This window comes from Hymenobacter amundsenii (genome assembly GCF_002204745.1).
Classification (GTDB): Bacteria; Bacteroidota; Bacteroidia; order Cytophagales; family Hymenobacteraceae; genus Hymenobacter; species Hymenobacter amundsenii.
In genome coordinates this window covers 1-26,883 of record NZ_NIRR01000013.1, presented here as the reverse complement: position 1 = coordinate 26,883, position 26,883 = coordinate 1, and the positions used below count along the sequence as shown (strand labels likewise).

Annotated in this window: 27 protein-coding genes and 2 pseudogenes; 20 read left to right on the top strand and 9 right to left on the bottom strand. The window is 63.0% G+C overall.

What is annotated here, in order from left to right; genetic code table 11:
- Window positions 1-112 precede the first annotated feature (112 nt).
- On the top strand, window positions 113-586 hold the full coding sequence (gene greA / locus CDA63_RS09640; protein ID WP_088464245.1) for a transcription elongation factor GreA: 474 nt from the start codon (window positions 113-115) through the stop codon (window positions 584-586).
- Window positions 587-767: 181 nt separating this feature from the next.
- Entirely contained in the window at window positions 768-1,700 is a 933-nt protein-coding gene (locus CDA63_RS21750; RefSeq protein ID WP_088464244.1) for a nuclease A inhibitor family protein, read from the top strand.
- Between the two features lie 23 nt (window positions 1,701-1,723).
- Here the strand turns inward: CDA63_RS21750 and CDA63_RS09630 are convergent, their stop codons facing one another.
- The 3 genes from CDA63_RS09630 to CDA63_RS09620 form a co-directional block, all read right to left on the bottom strand.
- A complete protein-coding gene (locus CDA63_RS09630) occupies window positions 1,724-2,818 on the bottom strand; it encodes an AI-2E family transporter (protein ID WP_088464243.1) in 1,095 nt (364 codons plus the stop codon).
- 83 nt (window positions 2,819-2,901) lie between these two features.
- Window positions 2,902-4,059 (bottom strand): MFS transporter, encoded by a 1,158-nt coding sequence (locus CDA63_RS09625; RefSeq protein WP_088464242.1) that lies wholly within the window; start codon window positions 4,057-4,059, stop codon window positions 2,902-2,904.
- A 226-nt stretch (window positions 4,060-4,285) separates the two neighbouring features.
- Entirely contained in the window at window positions 4,286-5,764 is a 1,479-nt protein-coding gene (locus CDA63_RS09620; RefSeq protein WP_242434627.1) for a DNA/RNA non-specific endonuclease, read from the bottom strand.
- Window positions 5,765-5,936: 172 nt separating this feature from the next.
- Between CDA63_RS09620 and CDA63_RS09615 the strand changes: the two genes are divergently transcribed.
- The 4 genes from CDA63_RS09615 to CDA63_RS09600 all read left to right on the top strand — a co-directional run bounded on the left by CDA63_RS09615 (window position 5,937) and on the right by CDA63_RS09600 (window position 8,516).
- Entirely contained in the window at window positions 5,937-6,365 is a 429-nt protein-coding gene (locus tag CDA63_RS09615; protein ID WP_088464241.1) for a hypothetical protein, read from the top strand.
- A 51-nt stretch (window positions 6,366-6,416) separates the two neighbouring features.
- Window positions 6,417-7,430, top strand: coding sequence for an endonuclease/exonuclease/phosphatase family protein (locus CDA63_RS09610; protein ID WP_088464240.1), 1,014 nt, complete (start codon window positions 6,417-6,419; stop codon window positions 7,428-7,430).
- 102 nt (window positions 7,431-7,532) lie between these two features.
- Complete coding sequence (locus CDA63_RS09605; RefSeq protein ID WP_126546801.1) at window positions 7,533-8,009, top strand: hypothetical protein; 477 nt, start codon at window positions 7,533-7,535, stop codon at window positions 8,007-8,009.
- 57 nt (window positions 8,010-8,066) lie between these two features.
- On the top strand, window positions 8,067-8,516 hold the full coding sequence (locus tag CDA63_RS09600) for a hypothetical protein (protein WP_088464238.1): 450 nt from the start codon (window positions 8,067-8,069) through the stop codon (window positions 8,514-8,516).
- A gap of 59 nt (window positions 8,517-8,575) precedes the next feature.
- On the opposite strand, the gene CDA63_RS09595 is transcribed toward CDA63_RS09600, so the two are convergent.
- Window positions 8,576-9,079 carry a hypothetical protein gene (locus CDA63_RS09595; RefSeq protein WP_088464237.1) on the bottom strand — a complete coding sequence of 168 codons (504 nt, stop codon included), beginning with the start codon at window positions 9,077-9,079 and terminating at the stop codon, window positions 8,576-8,578.
- A 245-nt stretch (window positions 9,080-9,324) separates the two neighbouring features.
- Between CDA63_RS09595 and CDA63_RS09590 the strand changes: the two genes are divergently transcribed.
- The 3 genes from CDA63_RS09590 (at window position 9,325) to CDA63_RS09580 (ending at window position 12,296) form a co-directional block, all read left to right on the top strand.
- Complete coding sequence (locus CDA63_RS09590) at window positions 9,325-11,100, top strand: DUF885 domain-containing protein (RefSeq protein WP_088464236.1); 1,776 nt, start codon at window positions 9,325-9,327, stop codon at window positions 11,098-11,100.
- 94 nt (window positions 11,101-11,194) lie between these two features.
- A complete protein-coding gene (locus tag CDA63_RS09585; RefSeq protein WP_088464235.1) occupies window positions 11,195-11,527 on the top strand; it encodes a thioredoxin family protein in 333 nt (110 codons plus the stop codon).
- Between the two features lie 10 nt (window positions 11,528-11,537).
- Window positions 11,538-12,296 (top strand): YdcF family protein, encoded by a 759-nt coding sequence (locus CDA63_RS09580; RefSeq protein ID WP_088464234.1) that lies wholly within the window; start codon window positions 11,538-11,540, stop codon window positions 12,294-12,296.
- Window positions 12,297-12,375: 79 nt separating this feature from the next.
- Here CDA63_RS09580 and CDA63_RS09575 read toward each other — a convergent pair whose 3' ends face one another.
- On the bottom strand, window positions 12,376-13,740 hold the full coding sequence (locus tag CDA63_RS09575; RefSeq protein WP_088464233.1) for an NAD-dependent succinate-semialdehyde dehydrogenase: 1,365 nt from the start codon (window positions 13,738-13,740) through the stop codon (window positions 12,376-12,378).
- A 258-nt stretch (window positions 13,741-13,998) separates the two neighbouring features.
- Here CDA63_RS09575 and CDA63_RS09570 point away from each other — a divergent pair, with 258 nt between their 5' ends.
- The 9 genes and pseudogenes from CDA63_RS09570 (at window position 13,999) to CDA63_RS09530 (ending at window position 21,142) form a co-directional block, all read left to right on the top strand.
- Window positions 13,999-14,556, top strand: coding sequence for an RNA polymerase sigma factor (locus CDA63_RS09570; protein ID WP_242434626.1), 558 nt, complete (start codon window positions 13,999-14,001; stop codon window positions 14,554-14,556).
- Complete coding sequence (locus CDA63_RS09565; protein WP_088464231.1) at window positions 14,556-15,470, top strand: anti-sigma factor; 915 nt, start codon at window positions 14,556-14,558, stop codon at window positions 15,468-15,470. Before CDA63_RS09570 ends, CDA63_RS09565 begins: the two co-directional genes overlap by 1 nt.
- Before the next feature lie 126 nt (window positions 15,471-15,596).
- Window positions 15,597-16,142: a heme NO-binding domain-containing protein gene (locus tag CDA63_RS09560; RefSeq protein ID WP_088464230.1), complete on the top strand. Its 546-nt coding sequence runs from the start codon at window positions 15,597-15,599 to the stop codon at window positions 16,140-16,142.
- A gap of 58 nt (window positions 16,143-16,200) precedes the next feature.
- Window positions 16,201-16,533 carry an arsenosugar biosynthesis-associated peroxidase-like protein gene (locus CDA63_RS09555; RefSeq protein WP_088464229.1) on the top strand — a complete coding sequence of 111 codons (333 nt, stop codon included), beginning with the start codon at window positions 16,201-16,203 and terminating at the stop codon, window positions 16,531-16,533.
- 130 nt (window positions 16,534-16,663) lie between these two features.
- Window positions 16,664-17,712 (top strand): annotated as a pseudogene (arsS, locus tag CDA63_RS09550) (arsenosugar biosynthesis radical SAM (seleno)protein ArsS).
- A 60-nt stretch (window positions 17,713-17,772) separates the two neighbouring features.
- Entirely contained in the window at window positions 17,773-18,300 is a 528-nt protein-coding gene (locus tag CDA63_RS09545; RefSeq protein WP_165768253.1) for a rhodanese-like domain-containing protein, read from the top strand.
- 171 nt (window positions 18,301-18,471) lie between these two features.
- On the top strand, window positions 18,472-19,095 hold the full coding sequence (locus CDA63_RS09540) for a TIGR04282 family arsenosugar biosynthesis glycosyltransferase (protein WP_242434625.1): 624 nt from the start codon (window positions 18,472-18,474) through the stop codon (window positions 19,093-19,095).
- A 29-nt stretch (window positions 19,096-19,124) separates the two neighbouring features.
- Window positions 19,125-20,027: a hypothetical protein gene (locus CDA63_RS09535; protein WP_088464226.1), complete on the top strand. Its 903-nt coding sequence runs from the start codon at window positions 19,125-19,127 to the stop codon at window positions 20,025-20,027.
- 54 nt (window positions 20,028-20,081) lie between these two features.
- Window positions 20,082-21,142, top strand: a pseudogene (locus CDA63_RS09530) (AI-2E family transporter).
- On the opposite strand, the gene CDA63_RS09525 reads toward CDA63_RS09530, so the two are convergent.
- The 3 genes from CDA63_RS09525 to CDA63_RS09515 form a co-directional block, all read right to left on the bottom strand.
- The gene (locus tag CDA63_RS09525) at window positions 21,124-22,473 is read right to left on the bottom strand and encodes a glycosyltransferase 87 family protein (protein WP_126546800.1); all 1,350 of its coding nucleotides are present in this window, start codon (window positions 22,471-22,473) and stop codon (window positions 21,124-21,126) included. The pseudogene CDA63_RS09530 and the gene CDA63_RS09525 overlap by 19 nt on opposite strands.
- Window positions 22,474-22,512: 39 nt before the next feature.
- Window positions 22,513-24,000 (bottom strand): glycosyltransferase, encoded by a 1,488-nt coding sequence (locus CDA63_RS09520; protein ID WP_165768252.1) that lies wholly within the window; start codon window positions 23,998-24,000, stop codon window positions 22,513-22,515.
- A gap of 105 nt (window positions 24,001-24,105) precedes the next feature.
- Complete coding sequence (locus CDA63_RS09515; RefSeq protein ID WP_088464224.1) at window positions 24,106-24,795, bottom strand: glycosyltransferase family 2 protein; 690 nt, start codon at window positions 24,793-24,795, stop codon at window positions 24,106-24,108.
- 264 nt (window positions 24,796-25,059) lie between these two features.
- Here CDA63_RS09515 and CDA63_RS09510 point away from each other — a divergent pair, with 264 nt between their 5' ends.
- Both CDA63_RS09510 and CDA63_RS09505 read left to right on the top strand, forming a co-directional pair.
- A complete protein-coding gene (locus tag CDA63_RS09510; RefSeq protein WP_088464223.1) occupies window positions 25,060-25,521 on the top strand; it encodes a peroxiredoxin in 462 nt (153 codons plus the stop codon).
- A 97-nt stretch (window positions 25,522-25,618) separates the two neighbouring features.
- Complete coding sequence (locus CDA63_RS09505) at window positions 25,619-26,191, top strand: hypothetical protein (RefSeq protein ID WP_088464222.1); 573 nt, start codon at window positions 25,619-25,621, stop codon at window positions 26,189-26,191.
- Between the two features lie 46 nt (window positions 26,192-26,237).
- Here CDA63_RS09505 and CDA63_RS20410 read toward each other — a convergent pair whose 3' ends face one another.
- Complete coding sequence (locus CDA63_RS20410) at window positions 26,238-26,669, bottom strand: hypothetical protein (protein ID WP_126546799.1); 432 nt, start codon at window positions 26,667-26,669, stop codon at window positions 26,238-26,240.
- Window positions 26,670-26,883: the final 214 nt, after the last annotated feature.

The following is a 26,883-nucleotide window of genomic DNA, read 5'->3' as shown; positions in this document are numbered from 1 at the left end:
CGTATTCACCGTTTTCCCGCCGCGTTTCGTATATTTGCCTAAACCTGATAGGGGGAGAACGGCCAGCGACGCTGGCCGTTCTCCTTGTTTTTTGAGCTTACATCATCTTCCCATGTCCACCATCAATTACTATACCCCCGAGGGCCTGCAGAAGCTCAAGACCGAGCTGCAAGACCTCAAAATCCGGGGCCGGGCCAAGGCTGCCGAAGACCTGCGCGAGGCCCGGGACAAGGGCGACCTGAGCGAAAATGCCGAGTACGACGCCGCCAAGGATGCCCAGGGCCTGCTAGAGCTGAAAATATCGAAGCTGGAGGAAGTTATGGGCAACGCCCGCCTGCTCGATGAGTCGAACCTCGACCTGAGCAAGGTGCTCATTATGAGCAAGGTGAAGCTCAAGAACCTGAAGAACAACATGGTGCTCGACTACACGCTGGTAGCGGAGGAAGAAGCCAACCTGGCCGCTGGCAAAATCTCCGTCAAGTCGCCAATCGGGAAAGGCTTGTTGGGTAAGTCGGTGGGCGATACGGCCGAAATCACGGTGCCGGCTGGCAAGCTACAGTTCCAGGTGCTGGAAATCAGTCGCTAGCATTTTAGAGGTGAGAAATTAGAAGTGAGAGGTGAGACCCGATTTGGGCCTCACCTCTTCTTTTTTGTGGGAAGCCCGTAAACTTACGGCTCACGATGACCGCACCGGTACACTGAATCCCGTACCATTCTCACCTCTCACCTCTCACCTCTCACCTCTCACCTCTCACCTCTCAGAAAGTATGCCTTCCATTTTCTCCCGCATCGTTTCGGGTGAGCTGCCCGCTTACAAAGTAGCCGAAGACGAGCACCACCTGGCCTTCCTCGATATTACGCCCCTCGTGGAAGGGCACACGCTCGTGATTCCGAAGCGTGAAGTTGATTACATCTTCGACTTACCCCCGAGCGAGTTGGCCGCTTTGCACCTGTTTGCCCAGCGCGTGGCCCGGGGCGTGCAGGCCGCCGTACCGTGTAAGCGGGTGGGCGTGGCCGTTATCGGGCTCGAAGTACCCCACGCCCACATCCACCTGATTCCGATGAACAAAGTGGCCGATATGAACTTCGCCAACCCCAAAATAAAGGTGGCCGAACAGCGGATGAATCAACTGGCCGCCGCCATCGGGGCCCAGGTGCCCACCGTGGTAGCCGGCACGCCCGAGCTGCCCGACGACCCCCGCGACACCAAGGGCGGCCGCGAAACCGTGGAAGCCTCCGAGCCAGAAGTCCAGGCCGCAAAATCGGATGACGCTACTGCCGCTACTGCTACTGCTACTGCTGCCGCTGACGACTCTGCTCTGGCACCCATCCGCGAGATGACCAAGGGCCTGCAGTTCATCAGTGAAGCAGAGGCGGCGTTGGAGCCGGTGAGCTTCACGGCCCCGGCCGGTGGCCTCACCAACGCTGCCCTCTGCCAACTGGCCGGCGTGCCGGCCGGCACGGCCGTCGAGAAGCTGGAGCTGACCGCTTTCCTAAGCAACCATACCGCCGACAACGGCGTGCTCGACGACCCCGCCCTGGCCAACCGTTACAAGGGCTTGCAGATGTACTTGAAGCAGGAGTTGAGTGGCACGCAGGTCTACCGCTTTGGCACAGGCCCGCAAATACCCGTGCTAGCGCTGGGTGAAGGCGAAGGCGGCAAGCTGCTGGGGTTCAAAACGGTACTAACGCAAACCTGACCGACCAATCTAGCCCGTTTCCGCTACACCGGCCCGGCCGGTGGCAGCGGGGGCGGGCTCAGGGCCTCCTCAATCGATTCGTGCGGCTCGGACAGCGGGCGGCGGCGGATGCGGTTTTCGCGTTCGAATACCGTTATCAATACAATAAAGTAGGAGAGCAGAAGCGGCCCCATTACAAGGCCCAGAATACCGAAAATTTCGACCCCCAGCACCACCCCAGCCAGGGTAACGAGCGGGTGGATGTCGCCCATGCGGCGGGCCAGCATGATGCGCAGTAGGTTGTCGATGTTGATGATGACGATGACGCCCACCAACAGAATGCCCACGCCCTGGCCCACGTGGCCCTGGGTGAGTTTGAGGATGGCCGCCGGGCCCCAGACCAGCGGCGTGCCCAGCACCGGAATAAAGGCCGTGAAGAAGGACAGCGTCCCCCAGAACCAGGCGTCGGTAACCCCGAAAATCTGGAGCGTGAGGGCCGTGAGCAGGGCCTGCACCAGCGCAATGAGGGCCTGGCCGAGCACGTTGGCATTCACCGTGTTGCGCAGCGCGTCGCCCAGCTCGCGCAGGGTATTGCTGCGGAAGGGCAGGTAGCGGCGCAGGCCCCGCAGGAAGGTTTCTTCCTGAATAAACATGAAGTAGAGCGTGAACAGCATCAGGCCGATGATGACCGTGAAATGCAATAACCCGCTGGCCAGCGACGGAATGCGGGTGCTGAGCCAGCTCACCGACTGCTGGACTAGGCCGCGCACGTTGCCTTCAGTCGTGAACTGGTAGCCGGTTTTCTGCTCGATGGTGTGCAGCACCGTCATAATCTGGCTCGTGTCCTGGGCGTAGAGGCGGATGCGGTTGACCAGCATGAACACCAGGGCCGTGAAGGGCAGGATAATAACCACGAAGGCGAACAGCAGCAACGCGGCCGTGACGAGCTGCCGGTTCCAGCTGCCGCGGTGGACCAGGGCCGTAAACCAGGGTCGGAGCACCACGTACAGCACCCCCGCCCCCAGAAAAGCCGTGATATAGGAGCCCAGCCCCAGCAGAATCAGCCCCGCCAGTGTCACCAGACACAGAATCAGCAGCACATACTGCTGGCGGGGCGTATAGATGTTTTCGGAAGGCATAGGGAAGGGAAAAGATAGGCTAGGTAAAGATAAAAGAACTGTCATTCTGAGCGGAGCGAAGAATGACAGTTCTTTTATCTTCCTCACTCCTTCACCCGACTACCCAACGCGGCTACGGCCAGGCCCATGCCGGCCACCAAAGCGAATGATACGCGCAGGCTGCTAAGCCCGGCAACGAACCCAATCAGCGGCGGCCCGAGCAGAAAGCCGGCGAACCCGACCGTCGTGACGGCGGCCAGGGCCACGCCGGCGGGCATGGTGGTAGCGCGGCCGGCGGCCCCGTACACCAGCGGCACCACCGCCGACACCCCCAGACCCACCAGCATGAAGCCCACCGTGGCCGTTAACAGCGTTGGCCACACCACGGCCAGGGTCAGGCCGGCGGCTTCGAGCAGGCCGCTGAGCACCAGCGTCCGGCGGCGGCCGAACCGGTCGGTAAACCAGTCGGCCACGAAGCGGCCGGTGGCCATCAGGGCCATGAAAGCGGCAAAGCCCAGGCCCACCCAGGCCGGCGGGGCCCGCACGATTTGCCGGAAATACACCCCGCTCCAGTCGAACATGGTGCCTTCGCAGAGCAGGGAGCAAAACGCCAGCACCCCAAGCAGCAGCAGCGACTTGTCGGGCAGCACGAACAGGGGCGTATCGGCGGGGCGGGGCGCGTCGTGGGGCAGCAGGTTGGCGCGGGTGAGCAGCAGGCCCAGCAGCACGGTCCCGCCCACGAGCAGGAAATGAAACAGCGGCGGCACTCCCCAGGCAATCAGTACCGTTCCCAGGCCCGCCCCCAGGAACCCCGCCACACTCCAAACGCCGTGAAAGCTGGCCAGAATAGAACGACCGTACAGCGCTTCTACGCCCACGGCCTGGGTGTTGATGCTGATGTTGGCCAGGTTACCGGCCACGCCGAACAGGGCCAGCGCCGCCAGTAGCTGCGGCACGCTGCTGGCCAGACCGAGCAGCGGCAGGCCCAGCGCATACAGCAGCAGCCCCAACTGCGCCACGAGCCGGCTCCCGAACCGGGCCACCAGCCAACCCGCCAGCGGCAGCGCCGCCAACGAGCCCACCGGCACGGCCAGCAGCACCCCGCCCAGCGCCGCCTCCGAGAGCCCCAGTTGGTGCTGCACCGTTGGGATGCGGGCCGCCCAGGTCGAAAAACACAGCCCCTGTAATAGAAACGAAGCCGCCACCGCCTGGCGGTAACGGTGGGCTTCGGGCGCAGGGGAGGTAAGTAGGGAGGGTGGCATCAGGGGTGATAGGAGAACAGCAACTGTAACAAAGGAACGTCTGCTGAGCGAAGCGGAGTCGAAGCATATCTACCGCTTCATTGTGGGGCTAATCAGCCGATGAATTTACCACTGCGGTAGAGATGCTTCGACTGCGCTCCGCTTCGCTCAGCACGACGTTCCTTCTTTAACAACCAACAACCAACAACCAACAACCAACAACCAACAACCAACAACAACAAGCCTCCTACCGCACCGGGCTGGCATCCACAGTGGCTTCCAGCTTTTCCTGCACCGGCAGGGGCAGGGCCGAGAGCAGGTCGAGGCCGGTGGCGGCTTCGAGGGCATCGACGCTGACGCGGTAGCGGCTCCAGTCGGGGCTTACCTGCTGGTCGTTGGGCGTGTCGAGGGCGATGACGCGGGCCTGGCCGGCGGCTATGCGTTGCAGGTCCTTTTCGCCCTCGGGCAGCAGTACCAGCACTTTCCAGATGCGGGCCGGCACCGTGACGCGGCCCTGGTCGAGGGTGGTGGTGAAGCCGTTGGAGCCCGTGCCGCCCTGGCCGTAGCTGCCCATAATAACGTAGGCTTCCTGCCCCCGCTGCACCTGGGCGCGGGTCCAGTCTTCGAGAGCAGCCCAGGTGCGCTGGTTGTTGTTGGGCGCCTGCGGAATCATGTTCGTCATCAGGAAGGTGGCCGAGTTATCGTCGAGGTCGTAGCTGCGGTCGGCCGAGGGGCAGTTGTGGCCCCGGTTGAAGCCCGAGCTGCTGTAGGAGCGCGGCGCCACGGCATAGAACTGCCGGGGCAGGGCCGGATCGGGCCGGAAATCGTCCTGGCGCGGAGCCGAGCCGAGCCAGGCGGCGCTCAGGTGCCAGCTCACCCAGGTGGGCGTGCCCCGGCGGGCATGGTAGCCCACCGCGTACTGGGGCCGCACCAGCAGGTAGTTGTTGGGCGTGCTCAGCGAAGCCGTGGCCCCGCTCGGGTTGCCCAGGGCCAGGTTGGCGTCGCGGGTACCGGGCGTCTGGGCACCCGATGGGTGGGGGGGCTGATTGCCCGCATTGGTAGGAGTTGGCTGCGGGCGGCCGTCTGTGGTTTTGGTGGGGAAGGTAGCCGGGCCGCCGGCTACGGCCGTGCCGTCGGCCGTTTCCAGCACCACATCATCGAGGTTGAGCCGGCCGCTGCCGCTGTCGGTTTTGCGGATTTCCAGGCGCAGGGCCTGGGCGCTGCCGCCCTCGAAGGTGGTCACCACCAGCCGCGGCCCCTCGGTACGCACGGCCGCCCCAATACGGCGGTAGTGGCGGCCTGCATCCTGGCTGCCCCACAGCTCCCAGGTGCTGGGCGCATCCTGGCCGTAGGCGGCGCTGGTTACCCGAATGCGGCGCACCCCGGCGGGGGCATCGAAGTTCATGGTCAGGCGGCCACCCAGGCGCAGGCGGGCGGCGTGGGCGCCGTTCTTGTGGTCTTGGTCCGAAGAGCCGATGAGCGCCTCGCTCAGGCGCCACGAGCCCGAGCCCAGCACTTCGTCGGCGGGGGCGTAGCTGCCCTTTTCGGCGGCCTCGAAGGTTTCGATAAACGCGGCCCGGACTTGGGCTGGGGCCGCTTGCTCCGGTGCTGCCTGTACCGGAATGGCCGGCGGCCCGGTGGGAGCGGGGCGGCGGGTGGTTTCGGGGGCGTTTTGCGAGCAGGCCGCCAGCAGCAGCGGGAGCAGGGAAGTCAGCAAACGAATCATGCGGCCAATATACCCCGCCCCCGCCAAACGGCGGTTCTGGCCCCAGGCCGGCCGGGGGCGGCCTCCGCGCAGCCGGCCGGTTCGGCGGCGGCCGGGTGCAGCGGGATGCCCAGACGCAACCCTGAGCCGGCCGGCTACGCTATATTCGCACCTGCCAATCCTGTTTCTTGCCGTGAATCCTTCCCTCTTACGCTCCGAGGAGCTCAGCATCGACTACCGCTCCGACCTCAACGTGCTGTTGGTGCGCTGGCTGACCGACGCCACCCCCTCCCAGCTACGCCAGCACTACGCGGCCCTGCTCGCCGCCGCCCAGCAGGTAGGCTGCACCCACTGGCTGCTCGACGTGCGCCGCCGCTTCACGCCCAACCCCGAAACCAGCCGGTGGGCGGCCGAAGAATGGATGCCCACCGCGCTGGCTGCCCTGCACCCGCGGCCGGTGTACATCGCCTGCCTGCTCGCGCCCCTTCGGGCCACGCAATTCAGCCCCGACGAGGCCATCAATACGGCCATTACGGCCAATCTGGAGGCCGTCCGCCAGGCCTACCACTTCGAAACGTTTACCGACGAGGGCGAGGCCATGCGCTGGCTCCAGCAGTTCTAACCATCCGGGCTCCCGGCCGCGCCGCCGGGGCTGCTTCCCTATTCCTTTCCGATGCCCCGTCTGCAATCCTTCCTGCTCAAACTCCTGTTCGCTATCAGCCTGCTGGCCCTGATAGGGACGCTGCTCTCACTGCTGGCCGCCGGGGTGTGGTGGCTGCAAATCCTTGATTTCCTGCGCTTCCAGTTCGTGGCCATGCAGCTGCTGGTGCTGGCGGGGCTGGGGTTGCTACTATGGTGGGGGCGGCGGCAGCGGCAGGCGCTGCGGCGCTGGGTGCTGGCCACGGCCCTGCTCGGGCTGGCCGTGCAGCTTTACTTCCTGCTGCCCTACGCCCCGCTGGCCCCCTACGCCGTGCCCAACGCCACCGCCGCCGAGGCCGCCGACACCAGCGCCCGCCTGCGCCTCTACGAGCTCAACGTGTACCAGAAAAACCGCCGCGCCGACCTCGTGCTGGCCCAGGTGCGGGCCCAACGGCCCGACGTGGTGCTGCTGCTCGAAACCAACCAGTGGTGGGCCGACGCCCTGCGCCCGCTGCGCCAGCAGTACCCCTACTACATCGAGCTGCCCCGCGAAAACACCTATGGCATGGTGCTCTACTCGCGCCTGCCCCTGCTGAATCCGGAGCACCGCAACCTGCAACAGCCCCACGTGCCGGCCATCATCACGGGCCTGCGCCTGCCCAGCGGCCGGGCGGTGCGCTTTTTCGGCGTCCATCCCACGCCACCTGTGCCCGACAATCACCCTAGCAGTGTAGGCGTGCGGGATGTGGCCCTGCTGAAAGTGGGCCAGCTCGTGCAGCAAGAGTCCGGCCCAGCCCTGGTGCTCGGCGACTTCAACGACGTGTCGTGGTCGTTCACGACGCGCATGTTCGAGGCCGGCGGGCGGCTGCACAACGTGCGCCTGGGCCGGGGTTTGTTCAACACCTTCAATGCCACCATCTTTCCGCTGCGCTGGCCCCTCGACCACCTCTTTGTTACGCGAGAGTTTCGCCTGATAAAGCTCCAGCGGCTGCCCGGCGTGGGCTCCGACCATTTCCCGCTGCTGGCCGAGGTGGTGCTGAGCGAATAGCACGAACCAAAAAGGCGCGGCGGGCGGCGAACTACGCACAACTGGCGGGTTTTTTGCGCGGGGCACGGGGTATGTAAACCCACTCTTTATCCCCGTTGCCTTATGTCCCCTAAACTATTGCTGGCCGGCCTCCTGCTGCTCGGAGTGCCCGCCCTCGCCCAGACCCCCGAGCCCCGCACCCCGCCCGCCGAACTCCGGGCCCAGCCCGACAAAGACGACGACACCATTGTGCTCACGCTGCCCGACGAAGGCCGCGCCCTCTGGCAGCGAGCCGGCCAGCTGCTGGCCCGGCGCGGGTATCCTATCCGCTACGCCAGCCCCGAGCTGCTCACGCTCACCACCGAAGCCATCGTCCCGCGAGAGGCCAATACGATGGGACTGGTGCTGGCCGTGCAGGGGCACGAGCTGCGGTTGCAAGCCTATACCCCCAATGGCAGCACTACGTTCCCCACCGTCTGGTTTTTGATGTCCAACCAGAGCAAGGGGTCGGGGCGCGACGGCCACAAGTGGCAGGAATTGGAGGAGGTTGCCCGCCTATTGGGCGGCACCCGCCAGTACACCCGCTCAATAAATTACTAACCGCCGCGCCCGACTCCACCCCGGGGCCGGGCGCAGCACTTTATACCCCTTATTCTGATGAAAAAGTTCCTGCTACCCCTGCTGCTGGCCCTAGCCGGGGCCCCGGCCTTCGCCCAAGGGCCCGTACCCCACGCCCAGCCCGACAAAAACGACGATACCATCGTGCTCACGCTGCCCGACGAGGGGGACGTGGCCTGGCAGCGGGCCGCCGCGGTGCTGGTTGCCCGCGGCTACACCTTTCGCTACTCCGATGCCGACCTGCTCGCCCTCAGCACCGACTATAGCGAGTTTACATTGACTTCCAACATCAGTATTTTCGTGCTGGTGCAGGGCCACCGGCTGCTGCTACGCGGGCGCTGCCTGACGGGGCTTACGCCCCCTAGCAACGCGCAGGCCATCCGGCGGGGCGGGTTTCTGGGCGGCACCAGCAACGACTGGACCGAGCTGGAAGCCGTAGCCCAACTGCTCGGCGGCACGGCCGCTTACTATGATTCGGCGGCGCGGTAGGTCTTGGTGGGTGGGGCTGACGCGAAGGGCGGCCGAAACGGTGTTGCTCGGGCCCCGAGCTACTTCTGTTTGATCTTGAGCTTGGTGGTGTTGACGGAGGCGTTGGCCTGCTGGATCTGGGCGGCCAGCAGGCGGCTGCTCATGGCCAAAATGGTCTGCTCGTCGGAGAGGGAGGCGTAAGAGAGGCCTACCAGTACCCCCTGCCACTTGCCGCCGAAGCTTTCGGGCTGGCCGGGGCCGTAGAGGGCCTCTAGCACGGGGCGCACCTTCCGGGTTTCGGCGTTGCCCTTCACGATGATGGTGACGGCCGCGAACTGTCCCCGGAAAAACTTGTAGTGAATGCGCGCCGCCGTGAAGCCTCCCACCTGCAGTTGCTCGTCGAGGCGCTCGTACACCTTTTCGTCGCCCTTCTCGCGCAGCAGGTGCAGGTGCAGGGCCTCGGTGAGCGGGGCCCCGAAAGGCAGGCCACGGAAGCCATTGGCCCCGTCGAGGCGGGCGACGGACTGGGCTTGGGCCGGCGGGGTCAGCAGCAACCCCAGCAGGGCGGCAAGCAGGATTTTCATAAGCAGAAAGGCAGGGGAACGAACGCCGGGCGGCCAGTGCAAATGCTGCGCCAGAGACGGGCGCCGCGCCGCGAAAAAAACTGCGCCGGAAAAGTGGGCCGGAGGGTAAGCGCGGGGCGTTCGGGGTTTGCCGCCGGGCCGGAATGGCAGCCCCCATCCACAGCGCCGGGGTCGAGGCCGCCCGCGCAACGCCGGGCCCGCTACTCTCGTCCTTGCCCCGTACCTTGCCCGCCTAACTCCCTTCTATGACCCACCGCTACCTGCTCCCCGCCGCCGCTTTGCTGGCCGGCTCCCTTGCTTTCGCGGCCTGCGACTCGGGCAACAAACCGCTTTCGGGTACGCCCGAAACGCTCGATGCCGACTTCGACGCCTACAAGGCCCGCTTCATCGACTCGCTCTGGTATTACAACCCCGAGTGGGCCAGCAGCGCCGGCTTCCACCGCTACGACTCGCTGCTAGTAGTACCCACTGCCGGCCGCCGCCAGGTGGAAGCTGCTGCCCGCGCCCGCCGGGCCAAGGAGATGCAGACCTACCCGGTCGGGAAGCTCTCGGTAAACAACCAGACTGACTACCGGCTGATGCAGAACTACCTGGCCTCGTCGCGCTTCTACGCCGACAGCCTGCGCGACTGGCAGTGGAACCCGGCCAACTATAACGTGGGCGGCTCGGTGGCCGAAATCCTCAACGGCCGCTACTGGCCGCTGGATCGGCGGCTGCGGGCCATTAGCTCCAAACTTATTCAGGTGGCCGATTACTACGAGGCCGCCAAGCAGAACATCGAGCGCCCCACCCGCGAGCACACCAACCTGGCCGTCCGCCAGACCCAAGGCGGGCTGGCAGTGTTCGGCCCCGCCCTGCTCGATTCGGTGGCCAAGTCGGGCCTGAGTGAAGCCGAGAAGCAGGACCTAAAGAACCGCATCAGCAACACCCGCCTCACCATGGAAGGCTACGTGCGGTTTCTGCAGACCGAGGTGCTGCCGGCGGGTAACTTCCGCTCCTTCCGCATTGGGCCGGCGCTGTTTGCCCGCAAGTTTGCCCTCGATATCCAGAGCACTTACTCGGCCGAGGAGGTATATCGCAAGGCCCTGGCCCACAAGCAGGAACTGCTGGCCGATATGAAGGCCCGGGCCATGCGCCTCTACCCCAAGTATGTGCAGTACGAAGCCGTCCCCACCGATACGCTGCGCATCGCGGCCGACGTGGTAGCGGCCCTCTCGCGGGAGCACGCCACGCCCAAGCGGTTCGTGGAGGCCGTGCGCGAGCAGATGCCCGAGCTGGTCCGCTGGGTAAACGAGCACGACCTGCTGACCCAGGACCCCACCAAGCCCTTGGTGGTGCGCGAAACCCCACTCTACATGCGCGGCAGCGGTGCCGGCGCCAGCGTATCGGCCCCCGGCCCCTACGATAAGGGCGCCGATACTTATTACAACGTGGAGCCCCTTGATGGCCAGCCCGCCGCCCAGGCCGAGAGCTACCTGCGCGAGTACAACACCTACACGCTTCAGATTCTCAACATTCACGAAGCCATTCCGGGCCACTACACCCAGCTCGTGTACGCCAACCGCAGCCCCTCGCTCATCAAGTCTATTCTGGGCAACGGGGCCATGATTGAGGGCTGGGCTGTGTACGCCGAGCGCATGATGCTTGAAAGCGGCTACGGCGGCAACACCGACGAGTTCTGGCTCATGTGGGACAAGTGGAATATGCGCGTGACGCTCAACGCCATCCTCGACCACGAGGTGCAGGCTGGCAATATCACCGAAGCCGCCGCCGTGGCCATGCTGCGCCGCGACGGGTTTCAGGAAGAGTCGGAGGCCCGCAATAAGTGGCTGCGCGCCACCTTGAGCCAGGTGCAGCTCAGCTCCTACTTCACTGGCTACACCGAAATCTACGACCTGCGCGAGGAGCTGAAAAAGCAGCAGGGGGCCAAATTCAACCTTAAAGCCTTCCACGAGCAGTTCCTCAGCTACGGCAGCGCCCCGGTGAAATACATCCGGGAGATGATGCTGGAGAAGAAGTAGAACAGGTGAGTTGGTTGAGGAGGAACGTCATTCTTCGCTACGCTCTGAATGACGTTCCTCCTCAACCAACTTCCTCATCCCGTATCTTCGCTCTATGAAAGTCATTGACACCAACGACGAGGGCCTGCGCACGCTCATCCACGACTATCCGCGGGTGTTGGCCAAGTTCACGGCCGAAAACTGCTCCGTCTGCGACCTGCTGGCCTCGCCCTTCGAGAAGTTGGCCCTCGAAGAAGCGTACCAGCACACCGTATTCCTGCGCCTCGATGTGGACGAAAACCCGGTGGCCCGCAAAATGATGGACACTCAGGTGGCGCCCTTCTTCGTGGCCTATTGCCGGGGCCGCCTCACCGAGTGCAACACGCTCCGCACCGAAGAGGAGGTGAAAGCCATGCTGCGCGGCCTGCAAACCTGCCCCGACCAGTAGGCGCGCCGGAATGTTCTTTTTGCTTTCCAAGCTGCTCGATTTTCTGTTGTCGCCGGCCATTTGGGTGGTGGGGCTGCTGCTGCTGGGCCTGCTGCGCCGGAGCCGCCGGCTGCAATGGGCGGCGCTCGGGCTGCTGGCGCTGCTCACCAACCCATTTCTCATCAATGAAGCCCTGCTGGCCTGGGAGCGTCCGCCCGTTACGCTGGCCCAGCTCGGCACCGGCTACGACGCGGGCATTCTGCTCACCGGCATCACCGAAGTGCGCAAGTCGCCCCACGACCGGGTGTACGTACCCCAGCAGGCCGACCGGCTCCTGCACACGCTCTGGCTCTACCGGGCCGGCCGCATCCGGCGCATCATCGTGTCGGGCGGCTCGGGTGCCGCCTTCGACTCGGTGGCCCGCTCCGAAGCCGACGACCTACGGATTCTGCTGCGCCTGGCCGGCGTACCGAAGCAGGATATCCTGCTCGAAACCCGCAGCCGCAACACCCGCGAAAACGCGCTTTACACGAAGGAGCTATTGGCCCGCCACCCCGATATCCGGCGTACCGTGCTCATCACTTCGGCCTTCCACCTGCGCCGGGCCGAGGCATGTTTCGCCAAAGTAGGCCTGCACCCCGCTTCTTTCCCGGCGGGCTACTTCTCCATCAACCACCGCTACACCCCCGCCTTCCTGCTGCTGCCCTCCGAAGAGCCACTCCGCCTCTGGGGCATCCTGCTCCACGAAATGGCTGGCTATGCGGTGTATAAGGTGCTGGGGTATCTGTAAAAGTGAGGCGGACGAAGTAAAAGAAGAACCTCATTCAGCGCGAAGCGAAGAATGAGGTTCTTCTTTTACTCACCTGTTATCAGGCTATCCAAATCGATTTCTGGTTGACGAACTCGCGGATGCCTAGGTGCGACAGCTCGCGGCCATAGCCCGATTTCTTGATGCCACCGAAGGGCATTTCGGGGGCCGATTTCACGAGGCTGTTCACGAATACGGCACCGGCCTCTACCCGGCGTGCCAATTGCTCGCCGCGCTTGGCGTCGCGGGTCCAGACCGAGCCGCCCAGACCAAAGCGCGAGTCGTTGGCCAGGCGAATAGCGTCGTCGGCGTCGCGGGCTTCCAGCACGATGGCCACGGGCCCGAAGAACTCCTCCTCGTAGGCCCGCTGGCCGGGCTGCACCTGGCTCAGGATAATGGGTGTAAACCGGGCCGAACCGGGTTCGGGCTGGCCGCCGGCCAGCTCCACCTTGGCCCCCTGTTTCACGGAGTCTTCCACCTGCTCGGTCAGCTCGTCGGCCAGGTCGGCGCGGGCCAGGGGGCCATAGTCAGTGCCTTCTGCGAGCGGGTCGCCGCCCTGCAGGGCCTGCAGATGGGTTTTGAGCTTGGTGATGAACTCCTTTAGTATGGGCTGCTCCACGATGAAGCGCTTGGCCGCAATGCAGCTCTGGCCCGAGTTGATCATGCGGGCCTTGGCGGCGGTGGCGGCGGCCAGCTCCAGGTCGGCGTCGGCCAGCACGATAAAGGCATCGGAGCCGCCCAGCTCCAGCACCGTTTTTTTGATCTGGTGGCCGGCAGCGGCGGCCACCGCGGCCCCGGCCGGCTCCGAGCCCGTGAGCGTGATGGCCACTATCCGGTCATCCGCAATCAGCTTTTCTACCAGATCGGAGCCGATGAGCAAGGTGCGGAAGGTGGCTGGCGGGAACCCCGCGTCGTGGAATATTTTTTCGAGGGCCAGCGCGCACTGAGGTACGTTGGAAGCGTGCTTGAGCAGGCCCACATTGCCCGCCATCAGGGCCGGGGCGGCAAAGCGCACTACCTGCCAAAAAGGGAAGTTCCAGGGCATCACGGCCAGCACCGCGCCCAACGGCTCGTAGGCAATGAAGCTGCGCTGGGCTTCCGTTTCGATGGGCTTGTCGGCCAGAAATTCTTCGGCCCGGTCGGCGTAGAAGTCGCAGCACAAGGCGCACTTATTGGCTTCGGCGCGGCCGTCGGCCAGCGGCTTGCCCATTTCGATGGCCATGAGGCGGGCCAGTTCATCGGCTCGTTCGCGCAGCAAGTCGGCGGCGCGGTGCATGAGTTGGGCGCGGTGCTCGAACGACGTAGTGCGCCACGTGGCGAAGGCCGTGTGGGCCTCGCCCAAAATCTGCTCGGTCTGGGGCCAGCTGAAGGCCTCGAATTGCTGCTCGACGCGGCCGGTGTAGGGGTTGCGGGATTCGATGGGCATATAAACGGGTAAGAGTAGGGAAGGGCAGAAGATAAAAAGCAACAACAAATCGGGCCGGACCGATGTTACCCCGCGAACTCAACAGTAAGCCCGAGCGGGTAACTTCGGGCCGCGGCGGGGCGTAAGCAAAGCCTGCTATGCCCCGCGACGGAAAGCCTTTCCGGCGCCCGCCCGCCGAAGTAACTGTTTATCGTGTACTTTCGCTTCATTCGCGGGACTGGCTGTGCTACGCCGTCCCACCTCCCTTAGTTGCTGCCCGTGTCTGCTTCCACCCCCGATCCAGTTGCCCTCGAAAGTGAAGTTTTGCTCGTGCAACGCCTGCGCGACCGAGATGACGCGGCCATGACCATCTTCTACGATAAGTATTCGGCCGCCCTCTACGGCGTGATTCTGCGCGTGGTGAAGACGGAAGAAGTTGCCGAGGACGTCTTGCAGGAAGCCATGGTTAAAATCTGGCAGTCGTTTCCTTCCTATGATGCCAGTAAAGGCCGCTTATTCACGTGGGTAATGAATGTGTGCCGAAATTTGGCCATCGACAAAATCCGGTCTCGGCAGTACCGCGTAGGTAATCGCACGCAGCCCATAGAAGATAGTGCCGTACTGCGGTTGGCCGCCGAACCTTCGTTCCGGCCCGAGCACATTGGTTTGCAGGACATGACCAAGCAGCTGAACCCGGATCAGCGGCAAATCGTGGACTTGCTTTATTTCGGCGGATTTACGCAAAGCGAAGTGGCTGAAGAACTCAACCTCCCCCTCGGAACGGTGAAAACCCGCGCCCGGGCGGCTATCAAAGTACTCTCTAAACTGATTCGATAATGGTGGACTTACAGCACTACATCGAGTCTGGCATCCTCGAAGAATACGCCTTGGGCGTACTCAATGCGGCCGAACGGGCCGACGTTGAGCGTATGGCTCAGGAGCATCCGGCTATTGAGCAAGAGCTGACGGCCATCGTCGGCGGCCTCGATGCCTACGCCGAAGCCCACGCCCTAACGCCGCCCGACGGCATGCGCGAACGAGTGTTGCAGGCTTGGGAAAACTCGATCCGCGAAACTGGCCCGGCCAGCGCCGAGCCATTGGCTGGCCCTGTAGCCGCCACACCCATCGCTCCCCCGCGCATGGTGGCCTCGTCGTCGGTTGCCGAGCGGGCAGCGGCGGCAACTCCGCACGAGGCGGTGGTACGGCAGCTGCCGGCCGCGGCGGCTTCCGGGCGGACCCGCTGGCTGGTGGCCGCCTCCGTGGCCTTGCTCATCCTGAGTGGCCTGGGCAACTACCTGCTCTACAACCGGCTCAAGGAAACGGAAAGCAGCCTCGAAGTGGCCCAGACCCAGCAGTCGCGCTATGCGGCAACGCAGCAGGCCGCCCTCAACGACCGCGACCAGCAGCTGCGCATCCTGCGCAACCAGGCATTCCGCACCGTGGACCTCAAGGGTACGCCGAAAGCTCCCGACGCACTGGCCCGCGTGTACTACAACCGCGATACGAAAGCGGTGTACGTAGATGTCCGCAATCTGCCAGCGCTGCCCGAAGGCAAGCAGTACCAGCTCTGGGCCCTCGACAACGGCCAGCCCGTTGATGCGGGTATGGTAGCCACTACTACGGCCAGCGGCGACAGCATTCAGCAGATGAAGAATATTGCCAGTGCCCAGGCCTTCGCCATGACGGTGGAAGACATCGGCGGCGTCGCTTCGCCGACCATGAGCACGCTCACCGTAATCGGTAATATTTAGTAGGCCGGTAGAAACGGAGAATCAAAAATTAAAAATCGAGTTCCTTTGTTGCGTATCCACCAGGCGGATAACATGGCAAAAGAGCTCGATTTTTTATTATACGTTTCTGCTTAAACCCCTACCGCTGTGCACGGCACCATTTTTACGCTTCTCAAACGCTACGTGCAGACGCAGTACGACCACAGCACGTGGGTGAATCTGCTGGAGGCTTCGGGGCTTTCGGCTACCGATTTCAACCACAAGAATGTGTACCCCGACGAGCATCTTTACCGCTTAGTAGGGGAGGCTGCCACCATGACCGGCCTCTCGGCCGATGAGTTGCACGAGAAGTTCGGGGAGTACTTGGTGCCCGACCTCATGTACATGTATCAGAAGCTGGTGAAACCCGAATGGACTACGCTGGACATGATTGAGCACACTGAGAATACCATGCACAGGCAGGTACGGGCCGAGCACGCTGGCAATACGCCACCCGTACTCAACGTGACCCGCCTCTCGTCCGACGAGCTATTCATCGACTATGTGTCGGTCCGGCGGATGGGCGCGTTGGCGGTGGGCATTGTGCGAGGGCTGGCCAAGTACTACGATGAGGCCGACCAGATTGAGGTGGAGCCCACGACGAGCGAAAATGGGGAGCACGTCCGGATTCGGGTGCGCCGGGTGAGCCGGTAGGTCCCGAAGGCGTATCTTACCGTGTCGTCTGATTTTTTACTTCTTACTTTCTTCCCGCATGGATACGTACTACAACCCCGCCGACCTGGCCAAATTTGGTAACATCACGCAGTGGCAGCCCGAAATGGGTAATAAGTTTTTCGCCTACTACGCCGAGGTTTTTAAAGATGGTGCGCTCACGGAGCGCGAGAAAGCCCTGATTGCCCTAGCCGTTGCCCACGCCGTACAGTGCCCCTACTGTATCGATGCCTATACCACCGACTCGCTCCAGAAGGGCGCCGACGAAGCTCAGATGATGGAGGCCGTGCACGTAGCCGCCGCCATTAAGGGTGGGGCCGCCCTCGTGCACGGGGTACAAATGATGAACAAGGCCAAGGAAATGAGCATGTAGCAGGAACGGGGCACTGTGCGAATCGGGTTAAATGGGCGGGCGGCGGCAACAACCGCTCCTGCCCCCGGTTTGCTGCTGCCCGGGTGCCTTGTTGATCACCGTCATCACATTTTATCTACTTACCACCTTGATTAAGTCCCTCCAGGCTCGCCACGCGCCGCTGGCCGATACCGATTACCAACTCACCGTGCTCACCGAGGCCCAGGCGGCGGGGGCGCGGCTGCCGGCATTTGGGCAGAAGCTGCGCGAAGCCGGGCTACTGCCGCTCCGCCCCACCGAGTTGAAAACCATGCAGATCAACGTGGGCCGCATGTGCAATCAGGTGTGCAAGCACTGCCACGTGGATGCCGGTCCCGACCGCACCGAAATCATGACCCGCGCCACTATGCAGCTCTGCCTCGACGCGCTGGCCCAGACCGATATCGAGGTGGTGGACCTGACGGGTGGGCGCCCGAGATGAACCCCGATTTCCGGTGGCTGGTGGAGCAGATTTCGGCCCTGGGCCGCACGACCATCGTGCGCTGCAACCTCACCATCATCGTGGCCAACAAGAAATACTACGACTTGCCCGAGTTCTTCGCCCTGCACAACGTGCAGGTGGTGTCGTCGCTGCCGCACTTTTCGGCCGGCCGCACCGATGCCCAACGGGGCGAGGGTGTGTTCGAAAAGTCGATCAAGGCCCTGAAGATGCTTAACGCCGTAGGCTATGGCCGCGAGGGTTCGGGCCTGACGATGGACTTGGTGTATAACCCGTCGGGGGCCTTTTTGCCTGGCTCGCAGGTGAGCCTGGAGCGCGAGTTCAAGCAGCGGCTGGGGCGCGAGTTCGGTATCGAGTTCAATGCCCTGCTCACGATTACCAACCTGCCGGTAAGCCGCTTCCTGGACTATCTGCTCGAAAGCGGCAACTACGAAAAGTACATGCAGCAGCTCGTAGATGCCTATAACCCGGTGGCCGCCGCCAACGTGATGTGCCGCAGTACCCTGAGCATCGGCTGGGACGGCCAACTTTACGACTGCGACTTCAACCAGCAACTCGACCTGCTGGTGGGTAGCGGTGCGCCCCAGCACATCCGCGACTTCGACGAGGCCCGCCTCCAGGACCGCAACATCGTCATCAACCAACATTGCTACGGCTGCACGGCCGGGGCTGGATCGAGCTGCGGCGGGGCTACTACCTAGCACCCAAAGTCCATGAAACGCTCGTTTTCCCTGTTGATTTCTGGCCGCTTAGCGCTTTTAATGGCGCTGTTATGCCTGCTCGGGACTACCAGCGCCTGCAGCCAGAATTCGCCCACCAAGCCCGACCATTCGATGACGGCCTACGACCGGATGCTGGGCCTGCTCTACAAGGGCACCGTACCCACCATTCAGCCCGCTGCCCTGGCTACGCTGTTGCACCAGGAGCCGGTGAAGGGGCGTGGCAATGTGCTGCTGCTCGACACCCGCACCCCCGACGAGTATAGGGTCAGCCACCTGCGCGGAGCTAAGTTCGTGGACTACGATAAGTTCCGCGAATTCGACCTGAAGGGCGTGGCCCGCAACCGACCGGTGGTGGTGTACTGCACGGTGGGAGCCCGCAGTGAGCAGGTAGGTACGTGGTTGCGCGAGCAAGGCTTCCGCGACGTGCGCAACCTCTACGGTGGTATTTTTCAGTGGATGAACGACGGCCAGGCCGTTGTGAATGCCCAGGGCCCCACCACCGACGTACACCCGTACTCCGTGCTCTGGCGGCCGTGGCTGAAAACCGGCAACCCGGTGTATAAGTAGAGGCGCAACTCAGTGAACGAGTGCAACGATCTGTCACCCGGAAGGGAGTGAAGGACTTGGTAAGAAGCGGCCCGTTGATTGGCGTCTTACCAGATTCTTTGCCTCCTTCCGGGTGACAGTGTCTTTATGCTGCACCCTCAAATGTCACATAATACTTTACTCAGTCACCACTTGGATTCTCTTATCATCTTTGCCCGTCACCCCGAACTCGGGCGCGTTAAAACCCGGCTGGCGGCCGGTATTGGGGCCGAGGCCGCGCTGGCCGTGTACCGGACGCTACTCGACCATACCCGCGCCGTGCTGGCCCCGCTGCCGGTGCAGAAAACCGTGTGGCTGGTGGGCGAGAACGGACCCGAGGCGGCCCGCGACTGGGCCGGCTTCGAGCAGCAACCCCAGCCGGCCGGCGACCTGGGCGAGAAAATGCAGGCTGCCTTCACGCACGATTTCGCGCGGCCCGCAGCGACGGCCGTCATCATCGGCACCGACTGCCCGGGCCTGACTACCGAGCACCTGCGGGAGGCATTTGCGGCGTTGCAGACCCACGATTTGGTGCTGGGGCCAGCCGTTGATGGAGGATATTACCTGCTGGGTATGCGGCGCTTGTACCCCGAGCTGTTCGCCAATAAGCCCTGGAGCACGGCCACCGTGCGGGCCGAAACGCTGGCCGATGCCGCCCGCCTGGGCCTGCGGGTGCATCTGTTGCCGGCGTTGCAGGACATAGATACCGTAGACGACCTGCGGGCTTGGCAGCAACAGCCAGCTTCAGCCCTCGGCCCTGCTTTGCCCGTAGTATAGACTTTCCGGGCCTACTGTTCCGCTTTCTTATGTTCCGTGTTGCTCCGCCACTGGCGGCGCTGGCCCTGGCGGCCGGCCTTATTTCCTGTTCCGCTCCATCCGAGGAGAAGAAGGCTGCCGCCCACGTTCCGGTGGCCACCGACAACCCACTGTTGCGCCGCGACGGCGCGTTTGGGCAGGACTGGGCCATGAACAAGCTCTGGGAAGATGGGAAAGCTGAAGTAGCGCAGTACCGGGCCGAGCGCGTGATTTACGGTCAGCCCCGGCAGTTCGAGTACACGCTCATCACGGTGAAGGAGGAGTTCAACCAGCAGTTCAACGTAAAAACCGACGACTACCAGCGCCAGGATCTGTTTCCGGTGATGAAGGTAAACCAGTTCTGCAGTATTCCGACCGATACGTACCCCTACCACTTCCTGACCTCGTTGTTCTTCCGGCGCGACCAGCCAGTGCAGCTCCACAAGCTTACTTCTTCGTCGCAGGAGTGGTGCGGCAACACGTTCAAGGCCATCAGCAACGACGACGGCTTGCAGTACGAGCAGACCTATAATTCGTACTGGGATGGCCAGGGCGTGGGCCGCCGCAAGCTCCAGCTCAATGCCTTATTTGAGGATGCGCTGCCCTACACGCTGCGGGCGTTACGCTTCGAGCAGCGGCCCGAATTCGCGGCCCGCATCTACGAGCTGCAGCAGACCAGCCGGGCATCTGCCCCCAAACTCTACGAAGCCCAGATAAAAGTGGAAGATGGCCTGACCACCGATACGCCCGAACCTGCTTGGCGGGTGCGCGTGGTGCTCACCGACCAGAAAACCAACACTTACTGGTTCGCCAAAACTTACCCCAACACGCTGCTGCGCCAAACTACCTGGGACGGCCGCAACCTCTGGCTCAAGCAAGTCCGCCGCTACGCTTATTGGCCCGGAGCTAACTAACCGGTTATTATCTGCCTATTTTACTTCGTTCCCTCTACTGCTCCGATACCACCTATGGAAACAACTTCTACTACCTCCAACAACGAGTATTCCTTTGTGCAACGAGTGTGCATTGCGGTGACTATCACACTGCTGGCCATCCTGTTGCTCTGGTTGATAGGCTCGGCCTTCGATGTACTGCTGCTGGTGCTGGCTGCCGTGCTCATTGCCCTGCCGCTCCGGGCAGGAGCTAGCTGGCTGCACCACCGTACCGGCTGGCCCAAAGGCGTAACGCTGGCGCTGTTTACGCTGGTGGTAGTGGGGCTGCTGGCGGGCATGATCTGGCTGGTGATGACGCGGGTTGGCGACCAGTTCGGACAGTTGCAGGAGCAGCTGCCCGAGGCTTTCCGCAGCTTGCAGCAGCGGCTGGCTCATACTGGCTTGGGCCAGCGCCTGGCGCAGCAAAATCTGGATTATGAAAAAATACTGAAGGGCGGCTCGGGGTGGCTGAGCCGCGTAACGGGGGTGCTTTCCTCGACGGTAAGCATGCTGGCAGATGGCTACATCATCCTGTTTCTGGCGTTGTTCCTGATGATTCAGCCCCGGCTTTATCGGTCGGGCATGCTGCTGCTCATACCCTCGGCCGGCGGCCCCGGGGCGGCCAGGTGCTGGATAAGCTCAACCAAACGCTGGTCAAGTGGCTGATGGGGCAGTTATTTTCCATGACAGTAGTCGGCATCCTTAGTAGCCTGGGGCTCTGGGTGCTAGGGGTGCCGCTGGCGGGCGCCCTCGGGCTGTTCGCGGGCCTGATTACCTTCATTCCTAACCTGGGGCCGGTGCTGGCGATGGTGCCGGCCGTGCTGCTGGCCCTGCTCCATAGTCCGCAGCAGGCCCTCTATGTGGTGCTGCTGTACCTGGGTATTCAACTGGTCGAATCCAACCTGCTCACGCCTCTGGTACAGAAAAAGCTGATTGCAATGCCGCCCGCCCTGATTCTGGTTGCCCAACTGGTACTAGGCCTGTATGCCGGCACCCTGGGATTAATACTGGCCACGCCCATCATGGCCATTATCCTGGTGCTGGTAAAGATGCTCTACATTCAGGACGTGCTCGATGATCAGTCGGTAGAAGTATAAGCGCTGCCGAGCCGGCCCCGGCGCACATCGAGGGCCAGCACTACCAGCACCACAGTATATTCCAGCCCTATCAGCCACAGGTTTTCGGTGTAGGCGGAGGTGCGGTAGGCCGAGTAGGAGAGCACCACCATGCTCGACCATACCAGCGCGTAGCGGGCCCGTGTGAAGGTGCTCAGGAGCACAAGCGGGGCCAGGTACCAGGGGTGCACGGTAGTGGCCAGCAGAAAATAGAGCGTAAGCAGCAGTAACAGCGCCTGGGGCAGCGTGGCCCAGGTGGGTCGCCGCTCGGTGGCTGCCAGGAGTAGTCCGCCCAAGGCCGTTAGCAGGGCCAGCGCCGGCCCGATGCGGGCAATCTGGTTGTAGCCCGTGAGCCACTCGCCACCCGCCCGAGCAAGGTAGTAGAAGCTGGCGTTGAACTCGAAGCTGCGGAAGTACAGGTTGAGGCTGCGCCCAATGTTCTCGACCAATTCCAAACTCAAGAATGGTGCGAACAGCGCGGCTAGCCCCGCCGCCAGGCCCAGCCCGAACCAAACTAGTTTCGGTAGGGGCAGGCGGCGCAGCAGCAGCGGCAGCACCAGCAGCGGCAGCAGTTTAGTGGCCACGGCCAGGGCCAGCGCCCCGCCGGCGGCTGCGGCCCGGCCCCGGGTCAGGAGCCAGAGCATCAGCAGCACAAAGCCGCCCACCAGCCCCTCGAAGTGCAGGTTACCGGTGAGCTCGACGAGCACCAGCGGGTTGAGCAGGTACCACAGCGCCCGCTCGGGAGGTAGCCGGAAGCGGCGTAGCACCGCCAGCAGCAGCCAGGCTGTGGCCACTTCGCCCAGCAGCAGCAGCCCTCGTAGCGCCACCACAAACCCCCATTCCAAGTCGGGCGCCAGCCACGCAGCCACCCCGAACAGGGCTTGGTCGACGGGCGGGTACACGGAGTAGTACTGGGGCGAGTTGAGGCGGGGGTAAATAGCGGGTAGCTGCCGGTTGTTCGTTATTAGTTTTTCGTTCTGGTCAGCCGGCTTGCCGGGGGGCACTACCAGTTCGTCGGGGCGGTAGCGGTAGGGGTTGAGGCCCTCGGTGGCGAGCAGCAGGCCGTCCCAGCGGAAGCGGTGATAGTCGTCGGAGAAGGCTGGCAGGGCGGGCAGCCAGAGCAGGCGCAGCAATAAAGCCGCCAGCAGCCCCTGGCGCAGCGGCAGCCCGGTTTTCAGCAGCCACACGTGCAGCCCGAACGCCAGCGCCAGCAGCCCCGCCAGCTGCCCGAACGCCGGGCGCGGCGTAGCGTAGGCCAGCAGCCCGTAGGCGGCGGCGCTAACCAGCAAAGCGACGATATGAGCAGGTTTCATTTTAGGAGCTTGGATGATGTTCCTATAAGCCCTAACACCTTACTGCGCGTGCTTGAGCGAGTAGTAGAACACCAGCCCGTAGCCGGTAGCCAGCAGCAGGTGGGTGGGCAGCAGGCCATATTCGCCCAGATAGAGGCCGGCTCCGATGCCGAAGAGGAAGTAAGCAGTCAGCAGTCCTTCGAGCCAGGTAAGGCCGCTGAGCCGCGCGCTGGTGCGGTACCGCCGGGCCTTCCAGCCGCCAGCCCCCGCCACGATGCCCAGCTTGGGCGTGCGAATAAAGGCGCTGCGCTGCCCGAGCAGCCCCAGCAGCACGGCCCGGGAATTGTGCAGGCTCAGGCCCATCGAAAAAGCCAGAAACAGCAAAAGCTGCCGGGCAAAGCCCGCTGGGGGCGGCCGCCGCACGGCTGCCTGCCGCCAGGCCGTGCGGAAGTAGAACGTGAGCGGCACCAGGGCCAGCAGGAACACCGCCGCCAGATGGAACACCGGCCGCAGTTGCTCGGCTCCCAGCGCCCGCACAAACACGAGTGGCACACTCAGCACCGCCATCAGCAGAATGGCCACGAACACCACGCTGTTGAGCAGATGAAACGTGGCGTGCAGGCGCGTGCCCAGCGGCTGGCCCGAGCGCCAGACGGCCAGCAGGTGCTTGCGGGCAGTTTCGGCTGCGCCCTTGGTCCAGCGGAACTGCTGCGACTTGAGGGCATCCATCGTGACGGGCAGCTCGGCGGGGGCGGCCACCTGGGGCAGGTAATGGAAGTGCCAGCACCGCAGCTGGGCGCGGTAGCTTAAATCGAGGTCTTCGGTGAGCGTGTCGGCGTGCCAGCCGCCGGCGTCCTCGATGCAGGCGCGCCGCCAGATGCCGCCCGTGCCGTTGAAGTTCAGGAAGTGGCCGCCGCGCTGCCGGCCTACCTGCTCCACAAAAAAGTGCGCGTTCAGCCCGAACGCCTGCAACTCGGTGAGCAGTGAATATTCCTCGTTGAGGTGGCCCCAGCGGGTCTGCACCACGCCGATACGGTCGGTGTTGGGTGCGGAGCCCAAAAAATGCGGTACCGTTTGGCGCAGAAAGTCGCGCTCGGGCAGGAAATCGGCGTCGAAAATGGCAATCAACTCGCCTTCGGTGCGGGTGAGGCCATAGGCCAAAGCCCCGGCCTTGAAACCGGTGCGCTCGGGCCGCCGCTCGTGGGTGATATGCACGCCCCGGGCCGCGTGGTAGGCCACCCGGGCCGCTGCCAACGCCACAGTGTCGTCGGTCGAGTCGTCGAGTACCTGTACGTGGAGGCGGCCGGCGGGGTAGTCGAGGGCCGCGCAGGTGTCAATCAGGCGCTCCACCACGTACTGCTCGTTGTAGAGGGGCAGCTGTACCGTCAGGCGGGGCCAGGTGGTGGGGGCAGGCGGGGTGGGCGGGGGCGGGGTGGCGTAGGCTCGTCGGGCCAGCCGCGCCAGGTGCCACTGCGTGAGGCTAAACCCCAGCAGTAACAGCAGGCACAGGCCGTAAATGGCCATCAACAGAACTTGCAGAACGAGCATTGGGGAAATGGGGGAGCTAGGGGCCGAGCAGGGGCTGGAGGAGACGGATGTTAAACGAATGTCATGCTCAGCATAACAGTTGTTTTTCTGCTTTCTTCCATCCGCTCATAAATACCGAAAAATCGTCCAGAGGATTTTGTAGCCCGCGCCCAACGTGCCTTTTACCGTGCCCGATACCTTGCTGACGCCGATGCGGCGGCGGTAGCGGACGGGCACTTCAACGGAGCGCAGCTTGAGCTTGGCGGCCTTGAGCTGCATTTCCACCGTCCAGCCGTAGGTGGTGTCGCGCATACCGATACGTTGCAGGGCCTCGCGCCGGATTGCCCGGAACGGCCCAAGGTCGGTGAACCGGGCCCCGTAGAACCAGCGCAGCAACGTGGTGGCCAGCCAGTTGCCATAGATTTGCTGGGGCAGCATCGAGCCTGCTTCCCGCTCGCCCAGCGCCCGTGACCCAATCACCAGATCGGCCTCACCGCGCACGATGGGCTGCACCAGGGCCGTCATGTCGGCGGGGTAGTCGGAGTAGTCACCGTCGAGAAACACGATAATATCGGCTTGCTCGGCGGCGGGGCGGGCGAAGCAGTGGGCCATGCCGGCCAGGCAGGCGTGGCCATAACCGGGGCGGGGCTCGCGCAGCACGGTGGCCCCGGCCGCTGCCGCTACGGCTCCGGTCTGGTCGCTGGAGTTGTTATCGACCACGATGACCTCCCGTACCAACTCCGCCGGAATTTCAGCCAAGACACTGGCAATGGACCGTTCTTCGTTGAAGGCAGGAATAATAATGTCGATGACCATGCGGGCAGAAAAGCGGGGGGCAGATGGAAAGATGACCGAAAGCAGCTGGCCGAATGATGGACCCGGCCGGTTGCTCGCGGTCTGCTTGCCATCAAAAAGAAGATGCAAAGATGCACTGTTGAGTCGGTTTAAGTCCTCACGGAAGTATGTCGGACCGGCTTTTCGGGTGGCCCGGCTGGTTTTGGCTACTTTTGCGGCGGTCCGCTGTTGGGCCGAACCCGCGCGGTCCGCCGCGCCCTCCTGCCGGCTCCGCGCCGTTTTGCTATGCTCCAGATTGGCGACCAGGCCCCCGATTTCACCCTCAACACGACCACCGGCGAGGCCTTTCGGCTAAGCGACTTGCGCGGCCAGCGCAACGTGGTGCTCTACTTCTACCCCAAAGACGACACGCCAGGCTGCACGGCCGAAGCCTGCTCGTTCCGCGACCAGTACCAGGATTTCCAGGACCTCGGGGCCGAAGTGGTCGGCGTGAGCTCCGACTCGGAAGCCTCGCACCAAAAATTCACCCAGAAGCACCGCCTGCCCTTCCCATTGCTGGCCGATTCCGGTGGCCAGGTACGCAAGCTATATGAGGTGCCCCGCGCCTTACTGGGCCTGCTGCCCGGCCGCGTCACGTTCGTAATTGATAAGCAGGGCATCATCCAGTACGTGTTCAACTCGATGAGCCGCGCCACCGACCACGTAAGTACCACCAAGGACGTACTGGCCAAGCTGGCGGAAGGATAGTTGATAAGTACAAAAAGAACGTCATCCTTTGACTGCGGCTCCGCCACATGCTCAGAATGAGGTTTGTATTTCATTCACCGAGTCACCCATTCACCACATGTCGGGCATCTTTCAGGAAATATTCGAGCGGGCGCGGCAGGAGAAGCGGCTGCTGGGCGTCCGTACCAGCCAGGGCGACCCGACCCGGTTTGCGGTAGGCTACGTGTTGAGCTTCTCCGACGAAGTGGTGGTGCTACGCATCATCAACCGCGATGGAATGTCGACCGCCATCCAGTCGTTCAATATGGCCGATGTGTTTCAGGTCGATTACGACGACCAGTACATCCGTCACGTCGAATTCAAGGCCGACAACCTCGACAAGGTGTACGCCGGCCTCAAATCGCCCGCTTTTCTGGAGCAGGAGTACCTGACGGTGCCGCTGCTGCTGGAGCGGGCCCACGAGCAGAACCAGCTCGTAAACGTATTCACCCAAATCGGGATGGACTACTCGGGCTACGTGCGCCGCCTCGCGGCCGAGCAGGTGCTTATGGAGTGCTACACCGAGTACGGCGCCCCCGATGGGCTGGTAGTGTTCCGCATCGAAGACGTGCGCAACTTCATCTGGAGCAACGAGGATACCCGGGTGCTGGAACTGCGCCTGAGCCGGCAGCGGGGCGGGAGCGAGGGGTAAGCTTTGGCTTATTATGCTTAGCCTACTTTCAGGGGCTGTTAAGCCACTATTTGCCCGAATTCAATAAAACATCGGCAATAGCAATTTCTGGTAGGGGAACTGCACCAGGAGGTTGCGTTTGAGCCGCCACATTATACCACTCATAAAATGTCCTCCAAGGCGTTTGCTGCGCCTCCTCGATCAGACGATAGTGGAATGTGAGCATACTGCCCGTTTTGTAAGAAATTGTGTCGGGGAGGTTGAAAACTTTCGCCTGCTGGTAAGAATGACCCGCCCATCCAGGTAAAGACAAGGGGGCAATATCAATAACCCAGCGAATGCGTGGATTCGTAGATTTGGCGTCTACTGTGGTTTCAGTTCGGACTATCCTGCCTACAATAAGTGGCTCATTAGGAGAAATATCGTCCTTTGTTGCACAACTATTGCTCATTGCCAACACACTAATGCCTGCGAGTGCGAAAAGCTGAATTGTTTTCATAACGGGGAATTATGGCTATAAAGCGAGGAATAACTGACCGGAACGTACTGCTTACATAAGAGCTTCGCAACAGCGTTTTGGTTGCAAGTGTCCCATGTAAAGAGAGTTATATTCATAGGACTTACGCAAAACGAAGCGTGGGCTGGGCTAGTTCGCGGCGCAAATAGTCGTCGAGTAAGCCTTGCTTGAGTTGATATACTGTTTGGCCTGTTTG